Annotated in this window: 20 protein-coding genes and 1 riboswitch; of the genes, 10 read left to right on the plus strand and 10 right to left on the minus strand. The window is 47.2% G+C overall.

From position 1 onward, the window contains the following. The first annotated feature begins 132 nt into the window (after positions 1-132). The 4 genes from AC5ZC7_RS09370 (at position 133) to AC5ZC7_RS09385 (ending at position 2,190) form a co-directional block, all read left to right on the plus strand. Complete coding sequence (locus AC5ZC7_RS09370; RefSeq protein ID WP_496159571.1) at positions 133-963, plus strand: SDR family oxidoreductase; 831 nt, start codon at positions 133-135, stop codon at positions 961-963. Between the two features lie 375 nt (positions 964-1,338). Next, positions 1,339-1,644, plus strand: coding sequence for a hypothetical protein (locus AC5ZC7_RS09375; protein WP_496159570.1), 306 nt, complete (start codon positions 1,339-1,341; stop codon positions 1,642-1,644). Positions 1,645-1,646: 2 nt separating this feature from the next. Beyond that, positions 1,647-1,931, plus strand: coding sequence for a DUF6881 domain-containing protein (locus AC5ZC7_RS09380; RefSeq protein ID WP_496159569.1), 285 nt, complete (start codon positions 1,647-1,649; stop codon positions 1,929-1,931). 43 nt (positions 1,932-1,974) lie between these two features. After that, on the plus strand, positions 1,975-2,190 hold the full coding sequence (locus AC5ZC7_RS09385) for a hypothetical protein (RefSeq protein WP_496159568.1): 216 nt from the start codon (positions 1,975-1,977) through the stop codon (positions 2,188-2,190). Between the two features lie 18 nt (positions 2,191-2,208). Here the strand turns inward: AC5ZC7_RS09385 and AC5ZC7_RS09390 are convergent, their stop codons facing one another. Together AC5ZC7_RS09390 and AC5ZC7_RS09395 are read right to left on the minus strand one after the other, a co-directional pair. Continuing rightward, complete coding sequence (locus tag AC5ZC7_RS09390; RefSeq protein WP_496159567.1) at positions 2,209-2,901, minus strand: uracil-DNA glycosylase family protein; 693 nt, start codon at positions 2,899-2,901, stop codon at positions 2,209-2,211. An 8-nt stretch (positions 2,902-2,909) separates the two neighbouring features. Then, positions 2,910-4,958: an ATP-binding protein gene (locus tag AC5ZC7_RS09395; RefSeq protein ID WP_496159566.1), complete on the minus strand. Its 2,049-nt coding sequence runs from the start codon at positions 4,956-4,958 to the stop codon at positions 2,910-2,912. Positions 4,959-5,316: 358 nt separating this feature from the next. On the opposite strand from AC5ZC7_RS09395, the gene AC5ZC7_RS09400 reads away from it, so the two are divergent. Further along, entirely contained in the window at positions 5,317-6,564 is a 1,248-nt protein-coding gene (locus tag AC5ZC7_RS09400; RefSeq protein ID WP_496159565.1) for an ElyC/SanA/YdcF family protein, read from the plus strand. 125 nt (positions 6,565-6,689) lie between these two features. Further along, positions 6,690-6,807: riboswitch (SAM riboswitch) on the plus strand. A gap of 151 nt (positions 6,808-6,958) precedes the next feature. Then, the gene (locus AC5ZC7_RS09405; RefSeq protein ID WP_496159564.1) at positions 6,959-8,131 is read left to right on the plus strand and encodes an aminotransferase class V-fold PLP-dependent enzyme; all 1,173 of its coding nucleotides are present in this window, start codon (positions 6,959-6,961) and stop codon (positions 8,129-8,131) included. On the opposite strand, the gene AC5ZC7_RS09410 is transcribed toward AC5ZC7_RS09405, so the two are convergent. Beyond that, on the minus strand, positions 8,088-9,272 hold the full coding sequence (locus AC5ZC7_RS09410; protein WP_496159563.1) for a cation:dicarboxylate symporter family transporter: 1,185 nt from the start codon (positions 9,270-9,272) through the stop codon (positions 8,088-8,090). The two genes, AC5ZC7_RS09405 and AC5ZC7_RS09410, sit on opposite strands and share 44 nt — an antisense overlap. A 126-nt stretch (positions 9,273-9,398) precedes the next feature. Between AC5ZC7_RS09410 and AC5ZC7_RS09415 the strand changes: the two genes are divergently transcribed. Continuing rightward, entirely contained in the window at positions 9,399-9,725 is a 327-nt protein-coding gene (locus AC5ZC7_RS09415) for a NirD/YgiW/YdeI family stress tolerance protein (protein WP_496159562.1), read from the plus strand. Between the two features lie 9 nt (positions 9,726-9,734). On the opposite strand, the gene AC5ZC7_RS09420 is transcribed toward AC5ZC7_RS09415, so the two are convergent. Then, a complete protein-coding gene (locus AC5ZC7_RS09420) occupies positions 9,735-10,709 on the minus strand; it encodes a TSUP family transporter (protein ID WP_496159561.1) in 975 nt (324 codons plus the stop codon). A 250-nt stretch (positions 10,710-10,959) separates the two neighbouring features. Here AC5ZC7_RS09420 and AC5ZC7_RS09425 point away from each other — a divergent pair, with 250 nt between their 5' ends. Together AC5ZC7_RS09425 and AC5ZC7_RS09430 are read left to right on the plus strand one after the other, a co-directional pair. Next, the gene (locus AC5ZC7_RS09425) at positions 10,960-12,252 is read left to right on the plus strand and encodes a CNNM domain-containing protein (protein WP_496159560.1); all 1,293 of its coding nucleotides are present in this window, start codon (positions 10,960-10,962) and stop codon (positions 12,250-12,252) included. Positions 12,253-12,263: 11 nt separating this feature from the next. Beyond that, positions 12,264-13,127, plus strand: coding sequence for a pirin family protein (locus tag AC5ZC7_RS09430; RefSeq protein ID WP_496159559.1), 864 nt, complete (start codon positions 12,264-12,266; stop codon positions 13,125-13,127). Between the two features lie 99 nt (positions 13,128-13,226). On the opposite strand, the gene AC5ZC7_RS09435 is transcribed toward AC5ZC7_RS09430, so the two are convergent. Next, a complete protein-coding gene (locus tag AC5ZC7_RS09435; protein WP_496159558.1) occupies positions 13,227-13,460 on the minus strand; it encodes a hypothetical protein in 234 nt (77 codons plus the stop codon). Between the two features lie 275 nt (positions 13,461-13,735). Here AC5ZC7_RS09435 and AC5ZC7_RS09440 point away from each other — a divergent pair, with 275 nt between their 5' ends. Then, positions 13,736-14,365, plus strand: coding sequence for a hypothetical protein (locus tag AC5ZC7_RS09440; protein ID WP_496159557.1), 630 nt, complete (start codon positions 13,736-13,738; stop codon positions 14,363-14,365). A 75-nt stretch (positions 14,366-14,440) separates the two neighbouring features. Here AC5ZC7_RS09440 and AC5ZC7_RS09445 read toward each other — a convergent pair whose 3' ends face one another. From AC5ZC7_RS09445 to AC5ZC7_RS09465, 5 genes are all read right to left on the minus strand, one after another. Then, positions 14,441-16,033 carry a family 20 glycosylhydrolase gene (locus AC5ZC7_RS09445; protein ID WP_496159556.1) on the minus strand — a complete coding sequence of 531 codons (1,593 nt, stop codon included), beginning with the start codon at positions 16,031-16,033 and terminating at the stop codon, positions 14,441-14,443. A 76-nt stretch (positions 16,034-16,109) separates the two neighbouring features. Next, positions 16,110-19,034, minus strand: coding sequence for a DUF4132 domain-containing protein (locus AC5ZC7_RS09450; protein ID WP_496159555.1), 2,925 nt, complete (start codon positions 19,032-19,034; stop codon positions 16,110-16,112). An 18-nt stretch (positions 19,035-19,052) separates the two neighbouring features. Continuing rightward, positions 19,053-20,192 (minus strand): VWA domain-containing protein, encoded by a 1,140-nt coding sequence (locus AC5ZC7_RS09455; protein WP_496159554.1) that lies wholly within the window; start codon positions 20,190-20,192, stop codon positions 19,053-19,055. Continuing rightward, the gene (locus tag AC5ZC7_RS09460) at positions 20,182-22,497 is read right to left on the minus strand and encodes a DUF5682 family protein (protein WP_496159553.1); all 2,316 of its coding nucleotides are present in this window, start codon (positions 22,495-22,497) and stop codon (positions 20,182-20,184) included. The genes AC5ZC7_RS09455 and AC5ZC7_RS09460 overlap by 11 nt, the downstream gene beginning before the upstream one ends. Positions 22,498-22,947: 450 nt before the next feature. Beyond that, the gene (locus tag AC5ZC7_RS09465; protein WP_496159552.1) at positions 22,948-24,027 is read right to left on the minus strand and encodes an AAA family ATPase; all 1,080 of its coding nucleotides are present in this window, start codon (positions 24,025-24,027) and stop codon (positions 22,948-22,950) included. Between the last annotated feature and the right edge of the window lie 11 nt (positions 24,028-24,038).

The following is a 24,038-nucleotide window of genomic DNA, read 5'->3' on the forward strand; positions in this document are numbered from 1 at the left end:
CCCGATACTATAACTTCGCGCCGGCGCTTTCCGCACACCTGTCAGGGGGATAGAATATAACCCGGTAAAATCCAAACGGCGTTTTATTACGGATATAGTAAGGAAGTGGTTAGGTCATGGTAAAGTTTTAATATGCACACGAAGCAAACGAAGATTAGTATTTTAAGTTGTGGTTGGCTGGGTAAGCCTTTGGCGCTTCATCTCCAGGAAGCAGGCTACCGGGTAAAGGGAGCCAGAACTTCTGCCGCCGGCGTGGCAGAACTCACCGCCCTGGGCCTGGAAGCCTATGAAGTTATTTTATCTACAGACGTTCTCACCGGCCCCGATGCGTTCTGGGACGCAGATATACTCATCATCAATATTCCTCCCCGCAAAGAAAGGGGGGCGGAAGCACATGTGGAAGAAATAGCCCTGTTGAGCAGTTTCCTGGAAACCACGCCCATCACCAAAGTAATATTCATTAGTTCTACTTCTGTATATGCGGATGTCAACGGACTAGTCACAGAGGAAAGCCAGGAGTTGCCTGAAACCCCAAATGGACTTGCTTTACGGGCTGCCGAAAAACAACTGCTCATGGCCACCCGCTTTGAAACGACCATCCTGCGTTTCGGGGGGCTGATTGGTTACGATCGCCTGCCCGATGCCAATCGTATCCGCGAGGGCAAACGGAACAATGAGCAACCTATGAATGTCATACACCGGGACGATTGTATTGGCGTTATCCAGGCCGTCATTGAAAAAGAAATCTGGGGAGAAGTGTTCAACGCTTGCGCCAGCGGACATCCGCAGCGATCCAACTATTATAAAGCCGCCGCACTGGCAATGGGGGTACCATTACCCCGCAAGCTACCAGCAGAAGAGCAGCCCTACAAAATAGTCAGTTCCCGTAAACTCAGGTATGCACTGCAATACCCCTTCAAGTATGATGATCCTTTAATGGTGTTCAATGAGGTGAAAGCATAAAGCGGAAAGCCGTTTTAGCGGATAATCAGAGCGGATTTTGTCTTTTTCAGGATTAGGCTGATTATACTGATTAGATCGATTTTATCTTTAAAGATTTAAAAGGAAAGGGGAGATAATAGCGGATATCCGCTGCTATCTCCCCTTTCCTTTCTTAATCAAAAAATAAAATCAGTATAATCAGCCTAATCCTGAAAAAGACAAAATCCGCTCTGATTATCCGCTAAAATAGCTTTTTGCTTTCCGCTTTATGCTTTCCGCTCAAAAAAATTTGTTTACATATATTAAAATCGCTATATTGTTATACTGCCTCACCAAGCCAACGGGAGGTACGCTTTAACCATTGAAAGATTATATCACCTAAACCTAATTAAAGCCGTGAATCTGCTGCTACTTAGCCTGTTTGCCCTGGCATTATGGCTGATGTTCTCCCTTTACCGGAGTCACAATCGCAAGAAGTCTGAATACTTGTTGCCCGTAAGATCTGCGAATATTGTAAAAATTCACAGTTACAAATCCTTTGGTATCATTGCCACTATCAGGTTTAAAGAGGATCTCACACCTCAGATAGGGGACCGGTTACACGAGGAAGGAAATATTTACCAGATAACGGGCGTCGTGACGCCGGATTCGCCCACTGAAAAACCAACAGATACGTGGGACTGCCGTTTGGTAAAAGTATAGGCATGGAATACCTGAAAATTTCATGGCTGCATCGCTTTGAAGATCAGCCAATATTCCTGTATAGTGAAATTGACAATCAGCGTTTTGAAAACCGGAAGATAGAAATCTATGAAGATGGAAGCTTCGGGATCGCCAATTGTAATTTTCATTTTGGCGGCACCGCGCTGTCAGACCTCGTAATGCCTGAAATAGCCGATATCAGCGGCGATAAACAATTTGTTCCTGAACTGATTACGCAGGCGGAATTTGAACTGATCTGGAATCAATATTATTATTTTTTGTCCTGACATAGCTGGTCCGTGATTTGCTGAAGATCTGGAAAAAGATCTTATGAACGCTTTCATGATTAAAACATCCGGAGGTCGCTTTTATGTAAAGCCCAGTTCCGCCGAACGCTTCCTGGTAGATGTAAATGGAGAGGAAGTTATGATGGAGAAAGATGAAGACGGATATGTACGTGCACCAGGCGCTACAGACAACGGCCATCGTTTCGAAATGGGTTTACTCAACAGTATCGCCGATCAGATTGCCATGCAAACAGCGTAAAAAATCCACAAAGCGTGGTTATGGATGTTCCGCAAAAGCCGACAGGTATTTATCAACGTACTGGTCCTTGGTTTTGCTTTTATACTGCATCACAAACCGCGGATGCTCCAATGGCACAATTGTTTTGAAGAATCGCTCCTGTGCATTTAATGCCTGCAGAAATGCTGCATTTTTTCCCGTACCCATACAGTAACAAACCTCACGACTGATATTCCATTCCAACTGCTCTTTTAAGCTACTCACAATAAAAGGATAGGCAGCTTTGGTGAGCGCGGCACTATCGTAATAATTATAATTCACTTCTTTCCCGCCAGCCTGTAATGCCGTAAATCCAAGCGGACAAATACTGCTGATATAAAAGTGTTGATAAAAGGGTTTTACGCCGCCATAGGCGTCTATTACATCATAAACAAATACGGAGGAGGGTTCATGGGTTTTCAGCCCTTTAATTTCGATACCACACTTATCCAGCATTCTTTTGGTATCGGTAAAGGGAACACCGGTGGAACCAGAGCCCAGTCGCCCGGGATTAATGCCCAGGATCAGCTGCCGGGGGCGTTGATCATCATAAAATTTTTTGTAAAACTGTGTCATGATATCCATAATGCCGGGGCCTTCCTTAAAAGGATTCATGACACGGATACCTGCCGGCAGTTTGCCCGGAAAATGCAGGTGGCTGTTGAATGCAATAATCTGATCGGCGATGGTCATGCCGCAATTTACACCATTTGATGATGGCGGGTAATTTTCTCCAGGATGTCTTCTTCCCGGTAAGGCTTCATGATGTAATCATTTAGGCCGGAGCGGAGGTACAGCGCAATATCATCTTCCAACACATTACCCGTAATGGCAATAATGGTCACGGCAGCCTTCTTTTTATCGGGTAATTCCCGGATCATGGCAGTCAGCATCAGGCCATCAATACCCGGTAAGTCGATGTCTGTCAGCACAAAATCAAAGGATTCCCGCTGGTATACTTCCAACGCCTCTTCGGCGGAAGAAACAATCAGGTAAGATGCCTGCATCCGGTCCAGCATAAGGGCCAGTAGCTTCTGATTCAGGATGCTGTCTTCTACCACTAACAATCTAATGCCCGCTGGAATAATGGGGCTTGCGGATGAACTGTTCACGGGGACAATAATTTTTTTGGTAGCAGGAGAGGGTGTTATCAACTGGTACCTGATTTCAAAATAGAATGTCGTGCCTTTCCCGGGAAGACTCTCTACATTGATTTTTCCTTTGTGAAGATCAATGATTTTCCTGGAAATATGTAATCCTAATCCACTGCCTTTATGATAATGATTATTTCCCTGGGAGAAAGCGTCGAACACCAAAGGTAATTCTTTATGGGAAATACCCGGCCCGGTATCTTTTACACTGACCTGCAACAAGTTATTCTCCCGCACATGCGCTGTTACTGTAACGCTGCCCTGTTCCGTAAATTTAATGGCGTTGGCCACCAGGTTAATCAGTACCTGTTTAAGCCGGAAGGCATCACCCATCACCAGCAGGGTGCTGGGAAAATAGATGTTCACGATTAAAGAAAGCGATTTCATTTCCGCCTGCACGGCCAGTGAATGACATACTTCTTCGATAGCAGTACGGGGCGCAAATTTTTCCTGTCGCAGTACCGGTTCTGCTGTTTCCATCCGCGTGTAATCCAGCACGTTATTCACTACCTGCAGCAGCAGGTCCGCCGAATGGCGTATAGCCGATACCGTTTCGGGCGTTTTATCCTGTTCCAGCAGGTAGGTAAAGCCCAGGATGGACTGTACCGGAGTACGGAGTTCATGGCTGATAGTGGCGGCAAAATCACTTTTCTGTTGCGCAAAGTGTTCGGCATCCTGCTTGGCTTTCAACAGGGCCAGCTCATACCGGTATAAGCGAATAAGACCATAAATGATAATGCCCGCCATTAGCAGGATTAAAGGAATTTCCCAGTAATTATGCTTATCCAGTTTATATAACGAATGGTCAATATCTTGTCCCAGTTGCAGGCGTCGTTTATCTGTTTCCTCCAGCATATGCTGCTTCAGCGCTGCCATTTGATGAAGCAGTTCTGTAAATAAGCGCTCATTGGCAATTACCAGCGCATATTCTTTCTGCTTCAGGTTATTATGGCTTTCTGCCGCCTTTTTGATAAACTTCGTATAGGCGTCCTGTATTCTTTGTAGCTGCTCTTTGGTAAATGCTTTGTTATTGGCAGGGGCATCATACTGCACAATTTTTACTTCCTTTTTTGTTTGCTGGATATTGGGCTTGTTGCTGATGGCATCTTTGATGCGGCCGAACAATTTTTTCCGGCCTTTGGTCTGCGCCGTTTCCGTAGTAATCAACGTATCGGCCTGCCGTATCGGCTGCGATATTTTGATATCGCCTAACTGCTGCATGGGCAGTGGTTGGTTGGCGGTATCCCATACCTGTGATAATTGTAACAGGGAATCTACGTATAGCCGTGTTTGTAAGAACAGTTGTGATTTCCGGGCTTTATCCGCGAGTAGGGCGTCCATCTGCCGTTCATCCTGCCGGGAGCTAACGGCGCTGTCCAGGTGCGCGGCAATCGCCTGCAGCTGACCTGCATAGATATTTAGATAATGTTTATCGTAGGTGAGCGTATAAATACGAAAATTGTTATCAGCGCCATATAACAACTGCATGGCCAGGTCAATATGACCGGCATCTGTTTTTGTGGCAACAAGGTCCTTCACAACAATACCTAACTGTTGAGATTCGCGTTTTCGTAAAAAGATGATCATAAAAAATGTCATCAGCACCAAAACCATTATCGTTAGTACAGTATAGCGTACAAAGGTTTTTTTCTCGTGGGTTCTATACATCGTGATATTAAAATTGGACGTTGGCTTCGTATTTCGTTATACGGCCCACGAAAATAAATGAATTTATTGGGCGTAACTAATGGATAATCAATGTAAAACAATGATATGGGTATTTGTACACTTCTGAATTATATATGTATTGTGGTAATTCATACATTATATTTTTTTATGTATTGAAAGATGGCTATACAGGTAGTCCCTGTTTTAGTTTCGGTATACAAGACAACTTTAAAGGGAACGAAGGCCTTTATTATTTTTTGTAGTATTGTTGCGATATAATTTTTCCCTGATGCACTATCTGAAAAGTTGTCTTACCTGTTTGCTCTTCCTTGCATTATCACCATTTGTTTACAGTCAATCAGTAAACCCGGATCCGCAGTATAAGTTTGTAACCGGCCCAAACGTATTGCAGGACCGTAATTTTTACCTGTTTACACTGTTGGAACGATTGCCCGACTTACCGTTATTGCTGTGTAAAGACAGCGTCCTTAAATCGCTGGCAGATACCTATAAACAGCGTATAACCCATCCCGTGGGTAAAGGGGAAAATGCCCCCGCACTTTTATTTTCGGATGCCGTTATTCAGCAAACTGGTGAGGCTCTTAACCGGTTGTTGCAACAACACCCTGCACCTTTTGGAAGGCTGCTGCAGGAAATGCGTGCCAGCGGGCTATTTGAACTACATGCCTCCGAAAGTGACGCCGGGCTGCTTACGGCTGCCTGGAAAGATGCCGCCGAAGGGGTTAACTATATCATTAACGCCTATACGAATGGCAGCGGTATGCGCTATCCCATGATTGACTCGGCAAGGTTTTATGTGCAGGCTCCTTCTTATAAAACCGCCGTACAACGAAGTATCACGCAAATAGGGAAGCAGCAGCAACAGGTTTATTTATTTTTCCAGCCATCCCTGGCATTGGCGCTGGACCTGCTCGTTCTCAATCGCCGCGACGAAGCCGGTCGCTATGAACCTATGTCTGCTACTAACGCAGAAGCATATACGCAAATAAAAAAAACGGACTGGACAAAGTATACCTATTCGGCCATGCTCATACTCGGCGCCAGCCCTGCAGGCAAAGAGGTGATCAGCGACGCGGGTAAAGGACGCTGCCGCGCCGGCGCAGAATTGTTCCGTAAAGGCCTGGCACCATTTATCATTGTTTCCGGCGGACATGTAAGACCGGTAGGCACCGCTTATGCAGAAGGGGTGGAGATGAAGAAATACCTGGTCAACGAACTGAAAATACCAGCAGACGCGGTAATGGTAGATCCTTACGCGAGACACACCACCACCAATGTGCGCAATGCCATCCGCATCGCGTGGAGAAGCGGCATCCCCGTTAATAAACGAATGTTGTGCGTGTCTGATGCCATGCACCTGGTATATGTAAACAGCCCGGTGTTTAAACAGCGTTGTACTACAGAACTGGGATATATGCCTGCGGCAGATATCCAGCAATCGGATCTCTATTTTTTGTCGTTCTTACCTGACCTCCGTTCCCTGCAGGCTAATCCGCTCGATCCATTAGATCCTTGATACGCGGGCTGCCGGGAGGTATTTATCTCCCATAAAAACTAAAGAAACAATAGTCTACTAATTTTGTAGGAAAATAAATTTGGTGGTTTGATTTTCTGCCTTATCTTTGCACCAGTTCTTTAAATAGCTTATCAAGAAAGGAGGAGGGACATGGCCCAACGATACCTTAGCAACCATCCCCCCGCTAAAAGCGGGGAGAAAGGTGCTGCATCCATCCCCGTTTTTAGCGGGGAAAGATAAGTCAGATACAAGTTTTGCAATACATTATTATATCTATATAATGATCAAACTCATCTGGCTCCAGGTGAGTTTTTTTATGCCCCTACCTTCCCGCGATACGCTCATTTAACGGACCTGTTTAATCAATTTTCATCAAACTAAAAATCAAAAACAGATGAGCACAATTACAGAATTAATCCATTCTATTCCCGTAGATCCCCGCACTGGCGCTATTGCAGTACCTATTTATCAAACGTCTACTTTTGTGCAGGACGCACCCGGTGTAAATAAAGGATACGACTATGCACGTTCCAATAATCCTACCCGCGAAACGGCAGAAAAAATTATCGCTCAACTGGAAGGAGGGGCCGCTGCATCCCTTTTTGGTAGCGGGTTGGCAGCCATTGATGCTGTCATTAAATTATTGAAATCCGGCGATGAAATTGTGGCGGTAGACGATATCTATGGCGGCGCTTTCCGCCTCTTTCATAAAGTATATGAGAAGTTTGGTATCCGCGTCACGTACGTTGATACTTCGGATACGCAGGCCGTATTCAATGCCATCACACCGGCTACCCGCCTGATATGGCTGGAAACGCCGACCAATCCTACGCTCAAGATCTCTGATATTGCCGCCATTGGCCGCATTGCCAAAGCACATAACTGTTTGTTCTGCGTGGATAATACTTTTGCGTCTCCTATCCTGCAAAAGCCGCTGGAACTGGGCGCAGACCTGGTGGTACACAGCGCTACCAAATATCTCGGCGGCCACAGTGACCTGATTGCCGGTGTGGTGGTCTCCAAAACAATACCGTTGGGAGAAGAAATTAAATTCTATCAAAATGCCACAGGGGCCATACTCGGGCCTTTCGACAGCTTTTTATTGATACGTGGTATTGAAACCCTGCACCTGCGCATTAAACAACATGGTATCAATGCACAGGCGCTGGCGGAATACCTGGAAGGTCATCCGGCAGTGGATAAAGTATATTATCCGGGCTTACCTTCCCATAAAGGTCATGAACTGGCGAAACGCCAGAGTAAAGGATTTGGAGGTATTATCTCCTTTACACTGAAAAATGATACTACGGAAGCCGCTACTGCTTTTGTAACGTCTACCCGCTACTTTAAGCTGGCAGAGAGCCTGGGAGGTATCAAAAGTTTATTATGCCATCCGGCTGCGATGACCCATAAATCTATTCCTGCTGAAAAGAGAAGGGCTGCGGGCGTAAGCGATAGCCTGATCCGCCTCTCCGTAGGACTGGAAGAAACCGTTGACCTGCTGGCAGATTTAGAACAGGCCTTTACGAAGCTGCCTGCGCCCGTCCACGCAGAAAGCGTGTTGTAAGCATGGCTGCTACATTATCGCCTGTAGCATTCAGGATAGTGGCCAGCGGATCTACCAGCGTGCCGATGATCATCAACGGAGGCAAGGCTTCTATAGGAAAGCCATAGATGCTCATCACGAGCAGCTCGCCAATGTAGCCGCCATTGGGAATACCGCCTTCCACAATGCTGGCTATAACGGTAACGCCCATCGCCATCGCAATCACCGTAGCGCTGTCGAAGCTTCTGCCAAACATACTGAATACAACCGCCATTTTTATAATAGAAGAAATACTGGAGCCATCTTTATGAAGGGTGGCGCCCAATGGTACCACCACATTACCAATATCTGCCGGTACCCCCATTTTGCTCACCGCTTCAAGATTAGCGGGTATGGTGGCTATGCTGCTACCCGTGCCCACAGCGGTGAGCGTAGGGATGATATTATTTTTCCAGAAGATTTTAATACCCGGAAGTCCCCCGGCTACAAACGCATAAAACGTGAAACCAAAAATGAAATAAACAATGCCGAAGCCATAGTAAATACCAAGTGATTGCGCGTAGGTGCCAAACAGTTGTGGGCCTACTGTGCCCACCTGGTAAGCAAAATAAGCACCCAACCCTACGGGGCCTATTTTCATAATAACACCCAGTACTTCTTTCATCACCTCATTACCGGAATGTAAAAAGTGCCGGAAAGCTTTGCCTGCCTCGCCTACACGCATAGCGGCAAATCCAACAAGACCGGAAAAAATGATGAAAGGCAACATGTTTTTGCGCGACAACAATTCATAAAACTCATTCACAGTGAGTAACCGGCTCAGTTGGTCGCCCCAGTTGCCCGGCTGCTCCAGGTGCAGGGTTTTAGACAATACTACCGGCTGATGAATCGGGAAAATCCATACTGTTACAATCGTCAGAAAAGCGGATACCAGGATGGTACTGAGAAATACCAATGACATGGTGCCTAATATTTTTCCCAGTTTATGCCCGGCCTCTATATGGGCCATGGCATTAGAAATACTGAAAAACACCAGTGGTATGATGACCGTAAATAACAGGTTCAAAAAAATATCACCGATTGGCTTAATAATAACTACCTTTTCCCTGAAAATCAGTCCTGCTATACTGCCGGCTATTATACCACCCAGCAGCCAAAACATGCTGCTGTAATTTTTAATAAATCCCATGAATGAAGTATATATTATACAAGATAACCAAATGTCACCGATCAGTGAACAATCAGACATGATTATTGTTTATGCTCATAGCAAAACCATCTGTTTATCATGAAAAGCTTGCTGCTCTGTTTGTTGCTGCCCTTTTTCCTGCAGGATCGCACCTACACCATAGGGGAGGTGATGCGCAATGCCCGGCAACTGCATAATGACAGCACCGCGGTACAAATTACCGGCTATGTGACCAAAAAACTGCGTGATAACAATTACCTCTTCGAAGATAAAACGGCGGAAATACAAGTAGCTATTGATCCCCGGTACCTGCCCCGTAAACCCTTCACCGATAAGGAGGCGGTGACCATCAAAGCACTGGTACAGTATGAAATCAATAAACCTATTACCCTGAGAGTAAACCAGGTGGTGAATAACGACGACTAACGCAGAAGACTATATGATTTTTACCAGGAAGCTGAAAATACTCTTCATGCTTACCAGGATCACAATCACCGCTACCGCTACCATAATTGTTTTGGCAGAAATTTTATTGGACACCTTGGCAGCAATAGGAGAAGCAATAGCACTGCCTATTACCAGTCCTAACACCGCATCCCAGTGTACATGAGAAAGTACGGTCACAAAAGTAAGAGAGCTGAGCATCGCGATAAAGAAACGGGTAGCCTTTACCGTGCCCAGCGAAAAACGGGGATGTCTGCCACCGGCAATCAGCGAAGATAATACGATAGACCCCCAGCCACCGCCGCCAATAGCGTCTATAAATCCGCCACCAAAGCCCAGTAAGCCAATTTTTTTTATCTTTTTAGCAACGTGCTTTTTGCGTTGTGCCCGGATGGCACGCAACAGGATGATGGTACCCAGGATCAGGGTATATAATGACACCACGGGTTTGGTATACATCGCATAATGTTCCAGCGAAGAAAGCAGGTAGGCGCCGATCACGGCACCGGCAATGCCCGGTAATATGAGTATTTTAAAGAGCTTTTTATTCACGTTACCCATCCGCTGGTGCATCCAGCCTGCAATACCACAACTCAGGATTTCCGATATATGCACCGCCGTACTGGCCGAAGCAGGCGGAATTCCCATCGATAAAGAAAAGGTAGTGGAAGTGATGCCATAAGACATGCCAATGGCGCCATCAATCATGGCAAATATAAAACCGGCAACCAGGAAATAATAAAAGACAGGAGGTACATCCTCCACATAGGTGCGGAAAGCGGGCGATTGCCACCAGGAAACCCCTAATATGACCGCCAATAACAAAATGCCCCCCAAACCAAATATCCAGCGCTGTTTCTTTAATGCGCTGTTTTCGCTGGTGGTGATAATTTCGGGCGATGATGCCTTTGATTCCGCTGTGGTAGTGGCTACCGGGGCAACCAGGGTAGTAAGTTCTTTCTCCATTTTATATATACCATGCCTTAATTCACCACAAAATACATAAACTCTATGAAATAAGTAGACTATATGGAAAAAATTACGAATTACGAATTATGAATTACGAATTTGTGGGGAGATTGACCCGATAATCGTTTACGACAATCTCCCCACAAATCCGTAATTCGTAATTGCTAATTCGTAATTCTCCAAAATACTACAACGTATAAAAATTGATTTACCTATATTTGGGGTTGCGAACCAATCTACGAACTACATGCTTTGGCAACTTTTCTGGACAATTATTTTAGTGCTATTAAACGGATTCTTTGTTGCGGCAGAATTTGCCATTGTTAAAGTACGTACTTCTCAAATCAACAGCAAAGGCGGCATGGCGGGTAAAAGAGCCACAGCAGCCGCAAAGAGCGTGTTAAGTAACCTGGATGGCTACCTGGCTGCCACGCAATTAGGTATCACACTGGCCTCCCTGGGCCTCGGTTGGGTAGGTGAGTCGGTAATGACCGCCATTGTGCTGCAGGGAATGGATAAACTGGGTATCCACAACATCTCACATGGCGTAGTGGAGGCCGTTTCTGTCGCCATCGCCTTTACCATTATCACGATTTTGCATATCGTTTTCGGAGAACTGGCCCCTAAATCAATGGCCATCCGTAAGCCATTGCCTACCACATTGGCCGTAGCTATACCATTGCGCGTTCTCTTCGTCATTTTCCGCCCCTTTATCTGGATGCTCAATGGCCTGGCCAACAGCATTCTGCGCCTCATCGGTATCACACCCGCCGGCGAATCGGAAATTCACTCAGAAGAAGAACTGAAACTCATTATCTCAGAAAGCCAGGAAGGTGGCGCCATCGAAGAAACAGAACGGGAACTGATCCAGAACGTATTTGAATTTGACGACAGCCGCGTAAAAGAAATCCTCACACACCGCAAAGACATTTCAGCGCTCGATATCAATCTCCCCCTGGATCAACTTATTGACCAGGTGATTAAAGACGGCTATTCCCGCTATCCCGTATTCAGCGGCTCCCTCGATGAACTGAAGGGCGTGGTATATACGAAAGATGTGGTGAAAGGCGTACACGAAAAAACACTTCAGGATCTCAAAGACATCATGAAGCCGGTATTCTATGTACCAGACAGCATGAAAATAAAAGACCTGCTCCGTACTTTCCAGGGCCAACGCCTGCAAATGGCCGTGGTGACCAACGAATTTGGTGATACCGAGGGGATTGTTACCATGGAAGATATCCTGGAAGAACTGGTAGGAGATATACAGGACGAACATGACCACGAAGCACCCATCGTAGAACAAAAAGATGATAACTTCATCGTGGACGCACATGAATACCTGGCGGATATTAATGAATTGTTACCTTATCCGCTGCCGGAGAGTGAACATTATGAAACCCTTTCTGGTTTAATCAATTACATCCACGGAACCATTCCCCGTGAAGGTGAAGTGATCATCATCGAGAACTACGAGGTGCTGATCCTTAAAATGTTCCGTAGCTCTGTAGAAAAAGCACGACTCAGACTGATCCGATAAAATAATTTTTTATGGAGAAGAAAATCCTCCACGTCCTGGAAGGACGGGAAAAACATATTACCGATACCGAAATAGTGCGGCAATCCTTACCCACTATGCAGTTCCGGTTTGCCAACCCATTTATTGTGGTACATCATATGCCGGCGAAGTATTTCGCCCCGGGATCACCGGAAGACCGGCTGCATCCGCACCCTCACCGCGGTTTTGCACCAGTCACCTTTATGCTGCAGGGCCAGGGCTATCACCGCGATAATGCCGGTAACGCCATGACCGTCAATGGTGGCGACGTACAATGGATGTTTGCCGGGAAAGGTATCCTGCACAGTGAAGGCCCTTCTGCCGGATTCCTGGAGAAAGGAGGGAACTATGAACTGTTGCAGCTATGGTTCAATGTGCCTGCTACCCATAAAGGCGAAGCGCCCTGGTACCAGTATATTAAAGGCACGGAAATGCCACCCGTAGCGGTAAAAGATGGGGTACACCTCACCCTGGTAAGCGGTGATTATGAAGGTAAAAAAGGACCGCTGAAAAATTTCACACCTATTACCGCCATCTGGGGAAACATCGAAGCAGGGAAAGAAGTAACCTTAACGGCTACACGTGGATATTGGACCCTATTATATGTAATTGACGGTGGTTTGAAAGTGAACGGAACAGATGTAAATGGCTACCATCTCATTGTTTTTGATAAAGACGATGAGCAGGCAGATATTCATATCACAGCGTCCGAAAACACCCGGATACTCTATCTTTGCGCCGAACCTATTAATGAACCGGTAGCCGCCAAAGATAATTTTGTAATGAATACTGCTGAAGAAATTGAGCAAGCTATGGCAGACTATAAGAATGGGCTGTTCGGAACACTGGAGAAATAGAAATAGAATTACGAATTACGGCTTTGTAAGAAGATAGTACACGCGAATTTTATTCGCTATGACCTTCTTACAAAGCCGTAATTCGTAATTCGTAATTGTCTACAACGTATCTCTTCGATGTTTCCACGTTGTATCCATTTTTTTCTTGTCCTTTTTATGATGTCTCATGGTAGTATCCAGTGGCTTAGGTGGGAAAGTATCCTGTTGGAAAATTTCAATATTAGCGGGATCATTTACCGGGCCAGCCAGCACAGCACGGTCCGGATTTCCCTTAAAAAAAACAAACAGGGCCAGTATCACCACGAATCCAATAGTTGCCGGAAGGTTTTTCATATAATAAAGATTTATGTCCAGGTAGTACATATGCACATATCATGCTTCTTTAGGCGCATAAGGCTGCATTTGTTATAATTGCCTGAGCATATTTTAGTTGTCTCTTTTCAAAGGCATTTACCGGCCTGAAACATCATGCAGAAATTGTGGATTTTGCCCGTCAATCAGGGGAAACAGGGACACATGGAGAGTGATCGAATAAGGCACTGCTTTTGTGGCGGTATTAAAACTGATCCTTGATTTTTCTCTGGTATCTTTAGAAAAATATAACAGCTATGTGGTACAATAAAATAAGTATGGCCGGTCTTCTCGTAGTGGCAGCGCTTTGCGCATGTAATAATCCTATGCAGAATAAGGCAGAACAGGCAGCGCATGATTCGGCCAATAAAGCGCCGGTTACACCCAATACCACAGACAGTAAATCAGTAGAACGCGATACCACCTACGGTGATTACCGCATCGCCGTAATAACTAAAGGCAATGCCTATATGCGCGACCTGGTCCTGGCAGTTGGGTCAAAGAAAGATACAACAGTAGCTGACAGTGTGATAGAGAAAGATGTAAAAGGACAGCTGAGAAATGTGCTGGTCGCGGATTTGAATGGAAATGGCCGGCCTGAAATTTATTGTACCATGTTATCTGAAGGGACCGGGCAATATGGGAAAGTTTATGGCTTTGAGCTACAGCATCCTATCATCCGTATTGATGTTTCCGCCATTGATACAATGGAGCAGGCCACCTACCGCGGACAGGACAGCTTCGCTATTAAAGGGAAAAACCTGGTCCGCACTTACCCGGTGTACCGGGAAGGTGCATCAGATGCGCTGACAGCCAATACACTGGGAATCATTTTGTATGATCTGAAGCAGGAAGGAGATACGATGAAATTGTTGCCGGTGAAGTGAGCCTGCCAAAAAAAGAGAAGCGACGGACAAAAGCAGTAGTGGCTTTCGTTCGTCGCTTCTCTTTTTATTGTACACTTATTTATTATAACCTATTCCTTCCTTATCCCAGCGCGCATAGAAAAATTGCAACGCCTCCTGGAACTGTGTGAAGTTTTTATTGGCTGGCACTGTCCAGCCATCTTCCGCATAAGCTGCCAGTCTTGGGAATACCTGGTGGTTCATCGCTTTATTATCGGGTATCCATTCCCCCCACATCTGGCAACCACTCCCCAAAATCTTTGAATGATATTTTGGATCCAGTCCCGCCGGAATAGGATCGAAGTTATATGCTTTTTCCAGGGAGATGTCACTATAGCTGTAGTCCAGGTAAGTAGCGGCATGATAGGAATTCACCACATCATACCCTTTAGACACCGCATCCGTAATGAGGTTGAGCTCTCCCTTCCAGAATTGAACGATGGTACCCGGCGCCAGTTTTTCCGTAGCAGCTACATCTTTGCTGTCTGTAAATTCATGGAGTTTGCTGCCCATGATTTCGTTCCAGCCCGCCATACGACGGCCTTTTTTAGACAGGTAAACGGAGATATTGTTAGTAAAGAAGATTTGTAAATCTGCCGGAGAAGCCAGTTTATGCGCTGCCATGTAAGACTGTACACCAGCATCTGCTTTCCATTGATTATATTTTACTTCATCACCACCAATATGAATAACTTTAGAAGGAAACAGCGCGCTTACTTCATCCAGTACATCCTGGAGGAAGGTGATTACCTTAGGATTACTAACATTGAAAACATCATAATGTACGCCAAAAGTGCCTGGCACTTTAATGGGTTCGTCTTTGGTACCTAACCAGGGATAGGCAGCAATGGCGGCGCTGGAATGGCCGGGCATTTCTATTTCCGGTACAATGGTGATGTGCCTGTCGGCGGCATATTTGATTATGTCTTTGATTTGTTCCTGGGTGTAAAAGCCCTGATGTACTTTTCCATCAAAGTTTTTGCTGCCCCAGCTGCCTATCTGCGTAGAATCTCTTTTACTTCCTACAGTAGTAAGCAGGGGATATTTTTTGATTTCTATGCGCCAGCCCTGGTCATCGGTAAGGTGCCAGTGAAAAACATTCATTTTCAGCAGTGCCATTTCATCCAACAGGTGTTTCACAGTTTCATCACCTTTGAAATAACGGCCCTCATCCAGCATAAAGGCTCTCCAACCAAAGCGGGGCTTATCTTTCACCGATACGGCATCTACAGTATATGCGTTTCCGTTAGTTATGATTAATTGACGCAATGATTGTATACCATAAAAAATGCCTGCATTAGAAGCGGCCGTAATGGTGATGCCACCGGGTTGTACCAATAGTTGATAGCCCTCTGCACCGAGGTCTTGTTTTAATTTTTCATTTAACGTCAAACGGATGAAGTCTTTTTGGGCAGCAGGTTTCAGAGAGAGTGAAAGGCCAAAGGTTTCCTGCAGGGCTTGTTGCAGCTGATTGGCCTCGCCGGCGCTCTTGCCGGGAATAATAGCAGTGGCGCCGGATAATGTAAAGGTGCCGGACAATGTTTTTACTTCCGAGGGCTGCGGAATAATATGAATGGCCTGGAGGGGCAGGGTACTGGCTGATAGCAGTAGCATAAAGGCCCCCGCCAGGGTATTGCGTAGTTTTAACATACGTAGGATTTTAAATTGTTCATGTTCACTTGTGAAGGTGAAAAAATACAAATAAAATCCCGTGATTTAAAACAAGCTATGCCAATGCGGTTTGATCGCGGGAAATCGAAATGTCCGTAATCGCTTCCGAATAAAATACCGGTGGCACATTCTTCAGTGGCAGCAGACAGTCTACCGCTTCTTTATCGGTGCTGCGGAACCAGCGTTGCTGTGTTTTGGTTTTATCTATAAAGTACAGTTTGCCTAATTTATACCGGAAGCTGTCTTCATTGTAAACACTGCTCATCTCCACAATTACTTCGAGCTGATGCTCATCGTCGGTTTTGTGATAGGCATATACAAATTTGCCATCACTGCCTTCGCTGAGCTGCCAGCCTTTCTTTTCCATATACTGGTTCAGGATATTACTTTCCATGGAAATATCCTCGAAGTCGTGTACCAGCGTACTATAGGCCTGCTGCGGAGACAGCGCAGCCACCGGTCTTTCCAATTGAGGAAAGACCGGTGTAATATTCAGTGCTGCAAATTTATGTTTCCACTGTTGCAAGGTAGTTGCGTCCAGGTATACCGGGTGAAGCATGCGTACGGAAGCATTTTCCGGCAGGGTGATGACGGTATCGGCCAGCGTGAGCAGGGCGCCGTCTTCCCGGCAATAGAAAGAAGTGATCAGTTGATCTTCTTCATCAAAAAGTCCCCAGGCCAGGCGGCCGGCATATACAAACATCACCGGATGTTGCCCGAAGAATTGCTGCCATTGCGTGGCACGCCACTTCCGTTGTGTTACCAGGAAGTGTTCCATGCGGGGAGTTTGTGATTTCACGGTCTCCGCCACTTCCTTGGCCAATGCTTTGAACGATTCCCTGATTTCTGCAGAAGCGGCGGCTGGTATAGCTTTCAGCTGACGATTGTTATGGTTGATATAAGCCGGTTTGAAATTACGATCCAGGTAAGCCCGGTACACATCGTTCTTTACTTCAAAGGATTTGTATAATCCGTCAAAGCCAAAATCGGGTACTATATGGTCGCCTAAATCGTGCAGGCTCATACCTCTTTCCGCTGCGGTTTGTTGGAGGGCTGCCAACGCAGCTGCACCTACATTTGGCTTGCGGGTGCGGTACCGGCGCGAGAGGTATTCCACCATGCGTAACGCCTGGTTGCTGCCATGGAGGGCCAGGGCGCCCACGCCATGTTCTGCCATTTTGAGTCGCTTCGTATCAATCCAGAATTGCAGGGCCACCCGCAGGTTGGCTGCAAGGGTATCATCGCCCACCAGTACAGCGAGCGTCATCAGGTATTTGAATTTCGCATCGCCACCTCTGTCGATGTACAACTGGAAGAGATGATTGGCGAAATCCCCGCTACGGGTACGGTCCACCAAGCGCAGGAATGGTTTGGCTTCCATGTCAGCATGGATTTCTTTGGTGCGGCTCATGCGGTAAAAGAGGAAGCGCACCATCTCTATAGAGGCCACTTCGCCGCTCAACAGGTAGAGTGGCGGCATACTGCTGTCGTCCAGCCATTTTTCTGCTGGTTTGGACAACTTGCCTCTTTTCTTGGCATAGGCCACCAGCTGTGTAACTACGGCGAGATCATCTTCGCCGGTAATGGTATGGTCGTCCAGGGTTTCCAGCATCAGGTCACGCGCATCGTCGTTCACTTCTTTCTGCAATATCTGCTGCAGCAAAGTGATGGCATGCGGGTGATGGAGCCGGACGAGGATTTGAACGCCCGTGAGACGTTGATCTGCTTTGGTGCTTAATAAGAGTTCTGCTGCCCGCTCCATTGCCTGCGGATGTTGCGCCAGTACAACGGCAACGAGTGAACGAACTGATTTTAGTTTATGGTATACAAATGGCCATAGTTGTTCTATATACAATCCAACCGGTAACTGCGTGAGCGCTGGTAATACTACCCGCGCGTCGTAGTCGTGGTCGAGGGCGTTCAGCAACAGGGGGACTGCGGCATTGCCAAGTTCATCTACCAGCAGTTGGAAAGTATCCGGGTGCAGGTAGCGTTGCTCCGCCAGGTAATTATTTAGATAGGGCAGGAGAGCGGTCTGGTCTTTTTGCAACAGTTCACGGATGGCCAGTATGCCTGATGGGAGCACATCTGGTATCCACAAACCTGTTACCAGTGAACCGGTTAATGCGCGGTCTTCCATGCCTGTTTTAGGGAGGTCCAGGTAGTTGTAGGCTGATTGTATCAGCCTTTCCTGGTATTTTTCCGGCAGATGATGTGCCAACAGATGATAGCCATGTAAAGCGGCGGCATGATCTGGCCGTAACTGTGCTTGTTCAGTGGCTTTCTCTATGAGTGGCTCATATTTCTGCAGGTTGTTTTGCAGTAATACTTTAGATAGTTCGTACTGGTCGGGAAGGTTGCCCGATGGCAGCAGCATGTTTTCGAGGTATTCCATTTCCCGTTCCGGGTGGCCTTTGGCCAGCAGCCGATAGAAAAGGGAATTCCAGTTTTTAGGTTTCCAGGTAGTGAGGTAGTCATCTATGACATATCGTTCGGCGCTTTTGATCAGGTCCTGTAGAAATTTACGCAGGGGCGTAAATTTCAGTGGGGCGAGGTCGAAGTTGTTGCCATCACCGGAATAGCTGATGAGTTGAGAGCCTATTTCTTCTGGTGTACAGCCTCTTTGTTGGAGGAAGCTGGTAAAATAACTGAATCGCAGTACAATGGATGAGGAAGTACCCGGCAGGTCCATCATAGGGACCACGCGGGATAAAAAAAGTGGTTGGCACACCTTCCAGGTGTCGGGTGAGGAAATGAGCTGTAGTACCAGGCGGTCATTGTCGTTCCAATGTTCCGGTACCTGCAGCAATTGAATAAATACCCCGAGGGTGCGGGCCTCCTCCGCGTTGTTAAACAGGGGAGGTTGTAATGTTTGCCCAGTAAGGAAAGCTACCCCGGTTCTAATAGGTTCATTGTTTTCATAGATAGTCAAGTTCAGTTTTTCAAGCAGCGGTAGTATGTCTTCCTTGTTGTACGGCATAAGGTATAAATAGATTCATTATTTTTTCAGCACAATATCTTCTTTTGCGGCCCATTGGGCAACATCTTGTTTACTTAGTGCCATGGCCATCATATCCGGGAATTTATCCGGAGAGCAGGCAAATACCGGTATGCCCAGGTTCGCGAGGAACTGTGCATTTTCATGATCGTAGCTGGGAGCGCCTTCATCGTTTAGTGCCAGTAATACGATTACCTGCACCCCTGCTGCCGCCAGGTCGGTAAAGCGTTTGCGCATGTTTTTTTCGTCGCCGCCTTCAAAAAGATCGGTGACCAGTACCAATACGGTATCGGTGGGCCGGCTGATAATTTGTCCGCAATATTTTAATGCGGCGTTGATATCAGTGCCACCGCCCAGCTGAACGCCAAACAGTAATTCTACCGGGTCTTGTAATTCTTCTGTAAGATCGGCAACGGCGGTATCAAAAACAACCATTTGTGTTTTTAGGGCAGGGATAGATGCCATGACCGCTCCGAAGATACCAGAATATACTACTGAAGTCCCCATAGAACCACTCTGGTCCAGGCAAAGCACCACCTCTTTGAGTGCCGACCGCTTACGACCATATCCAATCAGGGTTTCCGGGATAATGGTTTTGTAGGCGGGCTGGTAGTGCTGTAGATTTTTCCGGATGGTCAGGTCCCAGTTGATTTCGTTGTGACGAGGACGCCTGTTCCGCGCACTGCGGTTTAAGCTGCCGTTGATGGCCTGTTGTGTGGGCTGCGACAGTTTCTTCAGCAGTTCGTCCACTACTTTCCGGACCACCTGCCGGGCAGTATCTTTGGTTTTTTCCGGGATCACCCGGCTCAAAGTCATCAGGGTAGCCACCAGGTGAACATCTGCTTCCACGTTTTCCAGCATCTCTTTTTCGAAGAGCATCTGGGTCAGGTTCAGTCGTTTCAGCGCATCCTGTTGCATGACCTGCACTACAGAGGAGGGGAAGTAGCTGCGTATGTCGCCCAGCCACCGGCTCACGTTGGGTGACGAAGGTCCTAAGCCGCCCTGCCGGGTGCTGTCGTATAAGGCTTCCAGTGTTTTATCTACCTGCAGGTCCGTTTTATTTAACGAAAAGCCGGTACCATCATTCTGGGATCCTCCCAGCACCAGCCGCCACCTGCGAATCTGTTCTTCATGCTCCATCTGCTAACAATTTTGAGTCATCCAATCCGAGTAACTGCATCACCACCGGGATACCTCTGGCTCCACGTTCTTCGTCGAGGCCCCCGCTGGTAGTGGTTTTTATGCTGTTACTGCTGCCACCGTTCTTCACTTTGTCGCCCAGTTTTTTTCTTTCCGGGGCGGTAAAGTTAGAAAAGGTGCGGCGTAATAACGGCAATACCTGTATGAAAATATCATTTTCCAGCTGAGAAACCCAATGATGTACCATTCCCCACAGGCTGTCATCCAGTAGCAGTAAGGTTCCGCTGCCTCTTAGGAATCCTTCGAGCCAGGCGGCTGCCAGGGAAGGCGGGTTGGCTACGGACATGGATACACTGAAGGCTTTGCTGAGCGCTTCTCCTTCCAGGATTTTGGCGTCGAACAGCAGCCGCGTAGCGTAGCCGGCTATCATGGGCGCAGATTGCTCATTACGGGAAATAGCTTGTAATGTTTCCAGCCAGGCGTTGGTTAGCGGGGCCTGTTGTAACAGGCTGATGGCATCATTCATGGCGTAGAAGAGGTCCAGCAGAGCAAGGGCAGCATCTTCGGCTACGGAAGTACAGGCGGCCGGCAAACTGATACAGATGCGGCTGATCATGCTTTCTGTGATACCATTTACCAGTGCCGCATCTGTTTTACGGACGTTGCCATACCGGCTGATGTTTACCAGTGAAGGAATCACCTCCATCAGCTGTAACACATCACCGGAAGCAGCAGCCAGGTTATTGATCCGGTGAATCAAAACTTCCACTACAGCGGGCAGTTCTGCCGGGATGGCGGAGCCCAGCATGTTACATACCTGCCGGAGCGTGGCAGTATTTTCGGCGCTGTGGGTGACATAGCGGGTAGCGGCTTCGGCGACCGTATTACCCCAGCTGCCTTTTTCAATGATGTCGATTGAAAAGGCCGGGTCCCATTGCAGGCGCCATTGTTCCTTGAAGGTACCCTTACCTGCTATTTCGGTGCGTTTGCCCCAGTGTATTTCCAGCAGTTGTAAACGGTGCAGGAAAATACTTCTTTCCAGGTCTGTATCCTTGCGCAGATCCAGGATATAGTCCTTGAAATCTGCCGTTTGCGGCAATCGTAGTTTCTTCTGCCATTTGGCGATATCGGCCTGCAGGGGTGGAGTAGGTACTTCCAGGGGCACTTTGCCGATCCGGTTGCGTACAATGAGTTCGTCCCGGATCAGTTGCATCAGGATACTTTCTCCATTACACAGCACGCTAAGGGTGGCCTCATTTAATTCTTCCAGGCCCGGCCTGGAGAAATGCCGCAGGGAGGCCAGGGCATTGGCGAGCCTTACGGCTTCCATGACATGGGCTACAGAGGTATCCTGTTGCTGCTCCCTGAACAATTTGGCTACACCTGCCATCCAGCGGGTACCATCATCCGTGGGATGTTCCCAGATATGTTCATACCATCCGGGGGAAGGAATACCGGCGCCATAACCGCTCTCGTAACTCAAACGGCTATACGTCCATGGTATCCAGGTGCATTCCACTTTGGCCTTAGGGAGTCCTTTTAGTAGGTCGTTGTCGTCTTTTTGTTTGGGCATGTTTTGCAGCGCCGGCCCATGCCAGGCGCCACAGATTACGGCAATCCGCTGAAACATTTCCTTTTCCGCCTGACGGATACACTTCCGCATCCAGGCTTCCCGGAGTTGTTCCTTCCGGTCTTCTTTCCGGGGGAGTTCTTCGCGGAGGGCCTGCATGGCGTCATTGACGGCCTCAAAAACAGCCGCTTGTTCCAGGCGATATTCAAACATATGCTCCCACCATCTTTCGCCGTCGTCATAGCCGGCCGCAGCGGCCAAATGTGACATCGGATCGCGGGCGGAGAGTAAGGTCGCCGCATCAGGAGCTGCTGTGATGTCCTGGCCATTGTGTAGCCGCTGCATAGCATTAGCTGTGGCGCTATCATGCTCTGCTGTTTCACTTGCCGCCGCCTCTTTGGTGGCCGCTTCATTTTCCATTCCGAATACGTGCGCCAGTGGAAGGTCCATGAAGCGGGCGTGTATGCGATGTTGTTTGGCGTACAACATCGCCTGCCATTCCGGTGAGAAATCTGCAAACGGATAGAAGCAGGCTTTCTGCGGACTGTCAGGTTGATAGGCGAGGATGGCTACCGGTGGCTGCAGGTCTTCATGACCTGCCCATTGCAGCAATGCATCTGCTTCCGGAGGGCCTTCTATCAGCACAATATCCGGTTGCAGCTCTTCAAGGAAAGCTTTTACATTCCTGGCAGAGCCAGGTCCGTGGTGCCGGATACCTAAAATATGTACGGACATATGTGGTGCTTAATCGTAAAAAAATAAGTGGTCAGCGGTAATCATCTCCCTGAAAACAATATTACCCGTTGCGGCTTAATATTTTATTGTAAGTAGATGATCAGCTATTTATCTCCTTAAAAAACAATCATTACCCGAGGTAGCTGATAATTTTATTTTAAGAGGATGACAGCTATTGATGGCTTAAAATGTTCTCATTTGCAATGAGCAGATGGTTGTTTTTTAAGCAGATGATAGCCTATGTTGTCTTTCAAAATAAAATAATCATAAATAACTGATTATCATTTTATTTTGAAAGTTTAATTAGCAATTAGTAATAAATAAAATGGATTTTTTTCCCGGCTGCTAGTATCTCCTTTGCTGTAGCTATGCTGTTTGTAACATTATAGCTTAACATACCAGCAAATCTCCGCTGCATTTGCTAAAAGCTAATAGCTAAAGGCTAACAGCTTAGTTCAAATCCCTGCAGGCACGGTAAACATCTTTCCAGTCTTCCCGTGTTTTAACAACCGTTTCCAGGTATTCCTGCCAAACCAGTTTATCCTGTACCGGATCTTTCACCACCGCACCCATGATGCCAGCGGCCAGATCTGCGGCGTTCAGGGTTCCATCACCAAAGTAAGCAGCTAATGCTAACCCATTGTTAACCACTGAGATAGCTTCTGCGGTACTCAGGGTGCTTCCGGGTGATTTCAACTTGGTTTTACCATCCAGTGTTACGCCATTACGCAGCTCCCGGAAGATAGTAACGATGCGCCGGATTTCTTCCAGCGCCGGTTTTTCTGCCGGCAGCTCCATCACTTTTTCGAAGCTTTCCACTCTTCTTCTAACGATATCAATTTCTTCTTCCATAGAATCCGGTACCGGTAATATAACGGTATTGAACCTACGTTTTAAAGCGCTGGATAGTTCGTTTACTCCCTTATCGCGGTTATTGGCGGTGGCAATCACATTAAATCCTTTCGAGGCCTGTACTTCTGTGTTTAGTTCCGGAATAGGAAGTGTTTTCTCCGACAGGATAGTGATCAGGGTATCCTGTACGTCGGCGCCAATGCGGGTCAGCTCTTCTATTCTCGCAATTTTACCATCTTTCATGGCGCGCATTACCGGTGTTTCCACCAGTGCGTTCAGGGAAGGCCCTTCCGCCAGCAGGCGGGCATAGTTCCAGCCGTAACGGATGCTTTCCTCGCTGGTGCCGGCAGTACCTTGCACAATCAGGGTGGAATCACCACTGATAGCAGCGGCCAGGTGTTCACTTACCCAGCTTTTGGCAGTACCGGGTAAACCATACAACAGCAGGGCGCGATCGGTAGCCAGGGTGGCCACCGCGATTTCCATCAGGCGTTTGCTGCCAATATATTTAGGGGTTACCTCAAAACCGTTTTTCAATTTTCCACCAATCAGGTAGGTAACCACCGACTGGGGCGTTAACAACCAGTTGTGCGGGCGCTTTCCGGAGTCTTGCTTTTTCAATTCTTCCAGCTCTTGTGCAAAAAGCTGTTCGGCATGATAACGTAAAATGTCTGACATGAGAGGGGATT

Source organism: Chitinophaga sp. 9-1-y, assembly GCF_059511905.2.

Coding starts and splice junctions, on each gene's coding strand:
- AC5ZC7_RS09385 (WP_496159568.1), top strand. CDS start 1,975: ATGAACGCTTTCATGATTAAAACATCCGGAGGTCGCTTTTATGTAAAG.
- AC5ZC7_RS09450 (WP_496159555.1), bottom strand. CDS start 19,034: ATGCCGTACAACAAGGAAGACATACTACCGCTGCTTGAAAAACTGAAC.
- AC5ZC7_RS09390 (WP_496159567.1), bottom strand. CDS start 2,901: ATGACCATCGCCGATCAGATTATTGCATTCAACAGCCACCTGCATTTT.
- AC5ZC7_RS09445 (WP_496159556.1), bottom strand. CDS start 16,033: ATGTTAAAACTACGCAATACCCTGGCGGGGGCCTTTATGCTACTGCTA.
- AC5ZC7_RS09435 (WP_496159558.1), bottom strand. CDS start 13,460: ATGAAAAACCTTCCGGCAACTATTGGATTCGTGGTGATACTGGCCCTG.
- AC5ZC7_RS09455 (WP_496159554.1), bottom strand. CDS start 20,192: ATGGAGCATGAAGAACAGATTCGCAGGTGGCGGCTGGTGCTGGGAGGA.
- AC5ZC7_RS09425 (WP_496159560.1), top strand. CDS start 10,960: ATGCTTTGGCAACTTTTCTGGACAATTATTTTAGTGCTATTAAACGGA.
- AC5ZC7_RS09410 (WP_496159563.1), bottom strand. CDS start 9,272: ATGTTTTGGCTGCTGGGTGGTATAATAGCCGGCAGTATAGCAGGACTG.
- AC5ZC7_RS09460 (WP_496159553.1), bottom strand. CDS start 22,497: ATGTCCGTACATATTTTAGGTATCCGGCACCACGGACCTGGCTCTGCC.
- AC5ZC7_RS09420 (WP_496159561.1), bottom strand. CDS start 10,709: ATGGAGAAAGAACTTACTACCCTGGTTGCCCCGGTAGCCACTACCACA.
- AC5ZC7_RS09400 (WP_496159565.1), top strand. CDS start 5,317: ATGCACTATCTGAAAAGTTGTCTTACCTGTTTGCTCTTCCTTGCATTA.
- AC5ZC7_RS09370 (WP_496159571.1), top strand. CDS start 133: ATGCACACGAAGCAAACGAAGATTAGTATTTTAAGTTGTGGTTGGCTG.
- AC5ZC7_RS09395 (WP_496159566.1), bottom strand. CDS start 4,958: ATGACATTTTTTATGATCATCTTTTTACGAAAACGCGAATCTCAACAG.
- AC5ZC7_RS09380 (WP_496159569.1), top strand. CDS start 1,647: ATGGAATACCTGAAAATTTCATGGCTGCATCGCTTTGAAGATCAGCCA.
- AC5ZC7_RS09405 (WP_496159564.1), top strand. CDS start 6,959: ATGAGCACAATTACAGAATTAATCCATTCTATTCCCGTAGATCCCCGC.
- AC5ZC7_RS09440 (WP_496159557.1), top strand. CDS start 13,736: ATGTGGTACAATAAAATAAGTATGGCCGGTCTTCTCGTAGTGGCAGCG.
- AC5ZC7_RS09465 (WP_496159552.1), bottom strand. CDS start 24,027: ATGTCAGACATTTTACGTTATCATGCCGAACAGCTTTTTGCACAAGAG.
- AC5ZC7_RS09415 (WP_496159562.1), top strand. CDS start 9,399: ATGAAAAGCTTGCTGCTCTGTTTGTTGCTGCCCTTTTTCCTGCAGGAT.
- AC5ZC7_RS09430 (WP_496159559.1), top strand. CDS start 12,264: ATGGAGAAGAAAATCCTCCACGTCCTGGAAGGACGGGAAAAACATATT.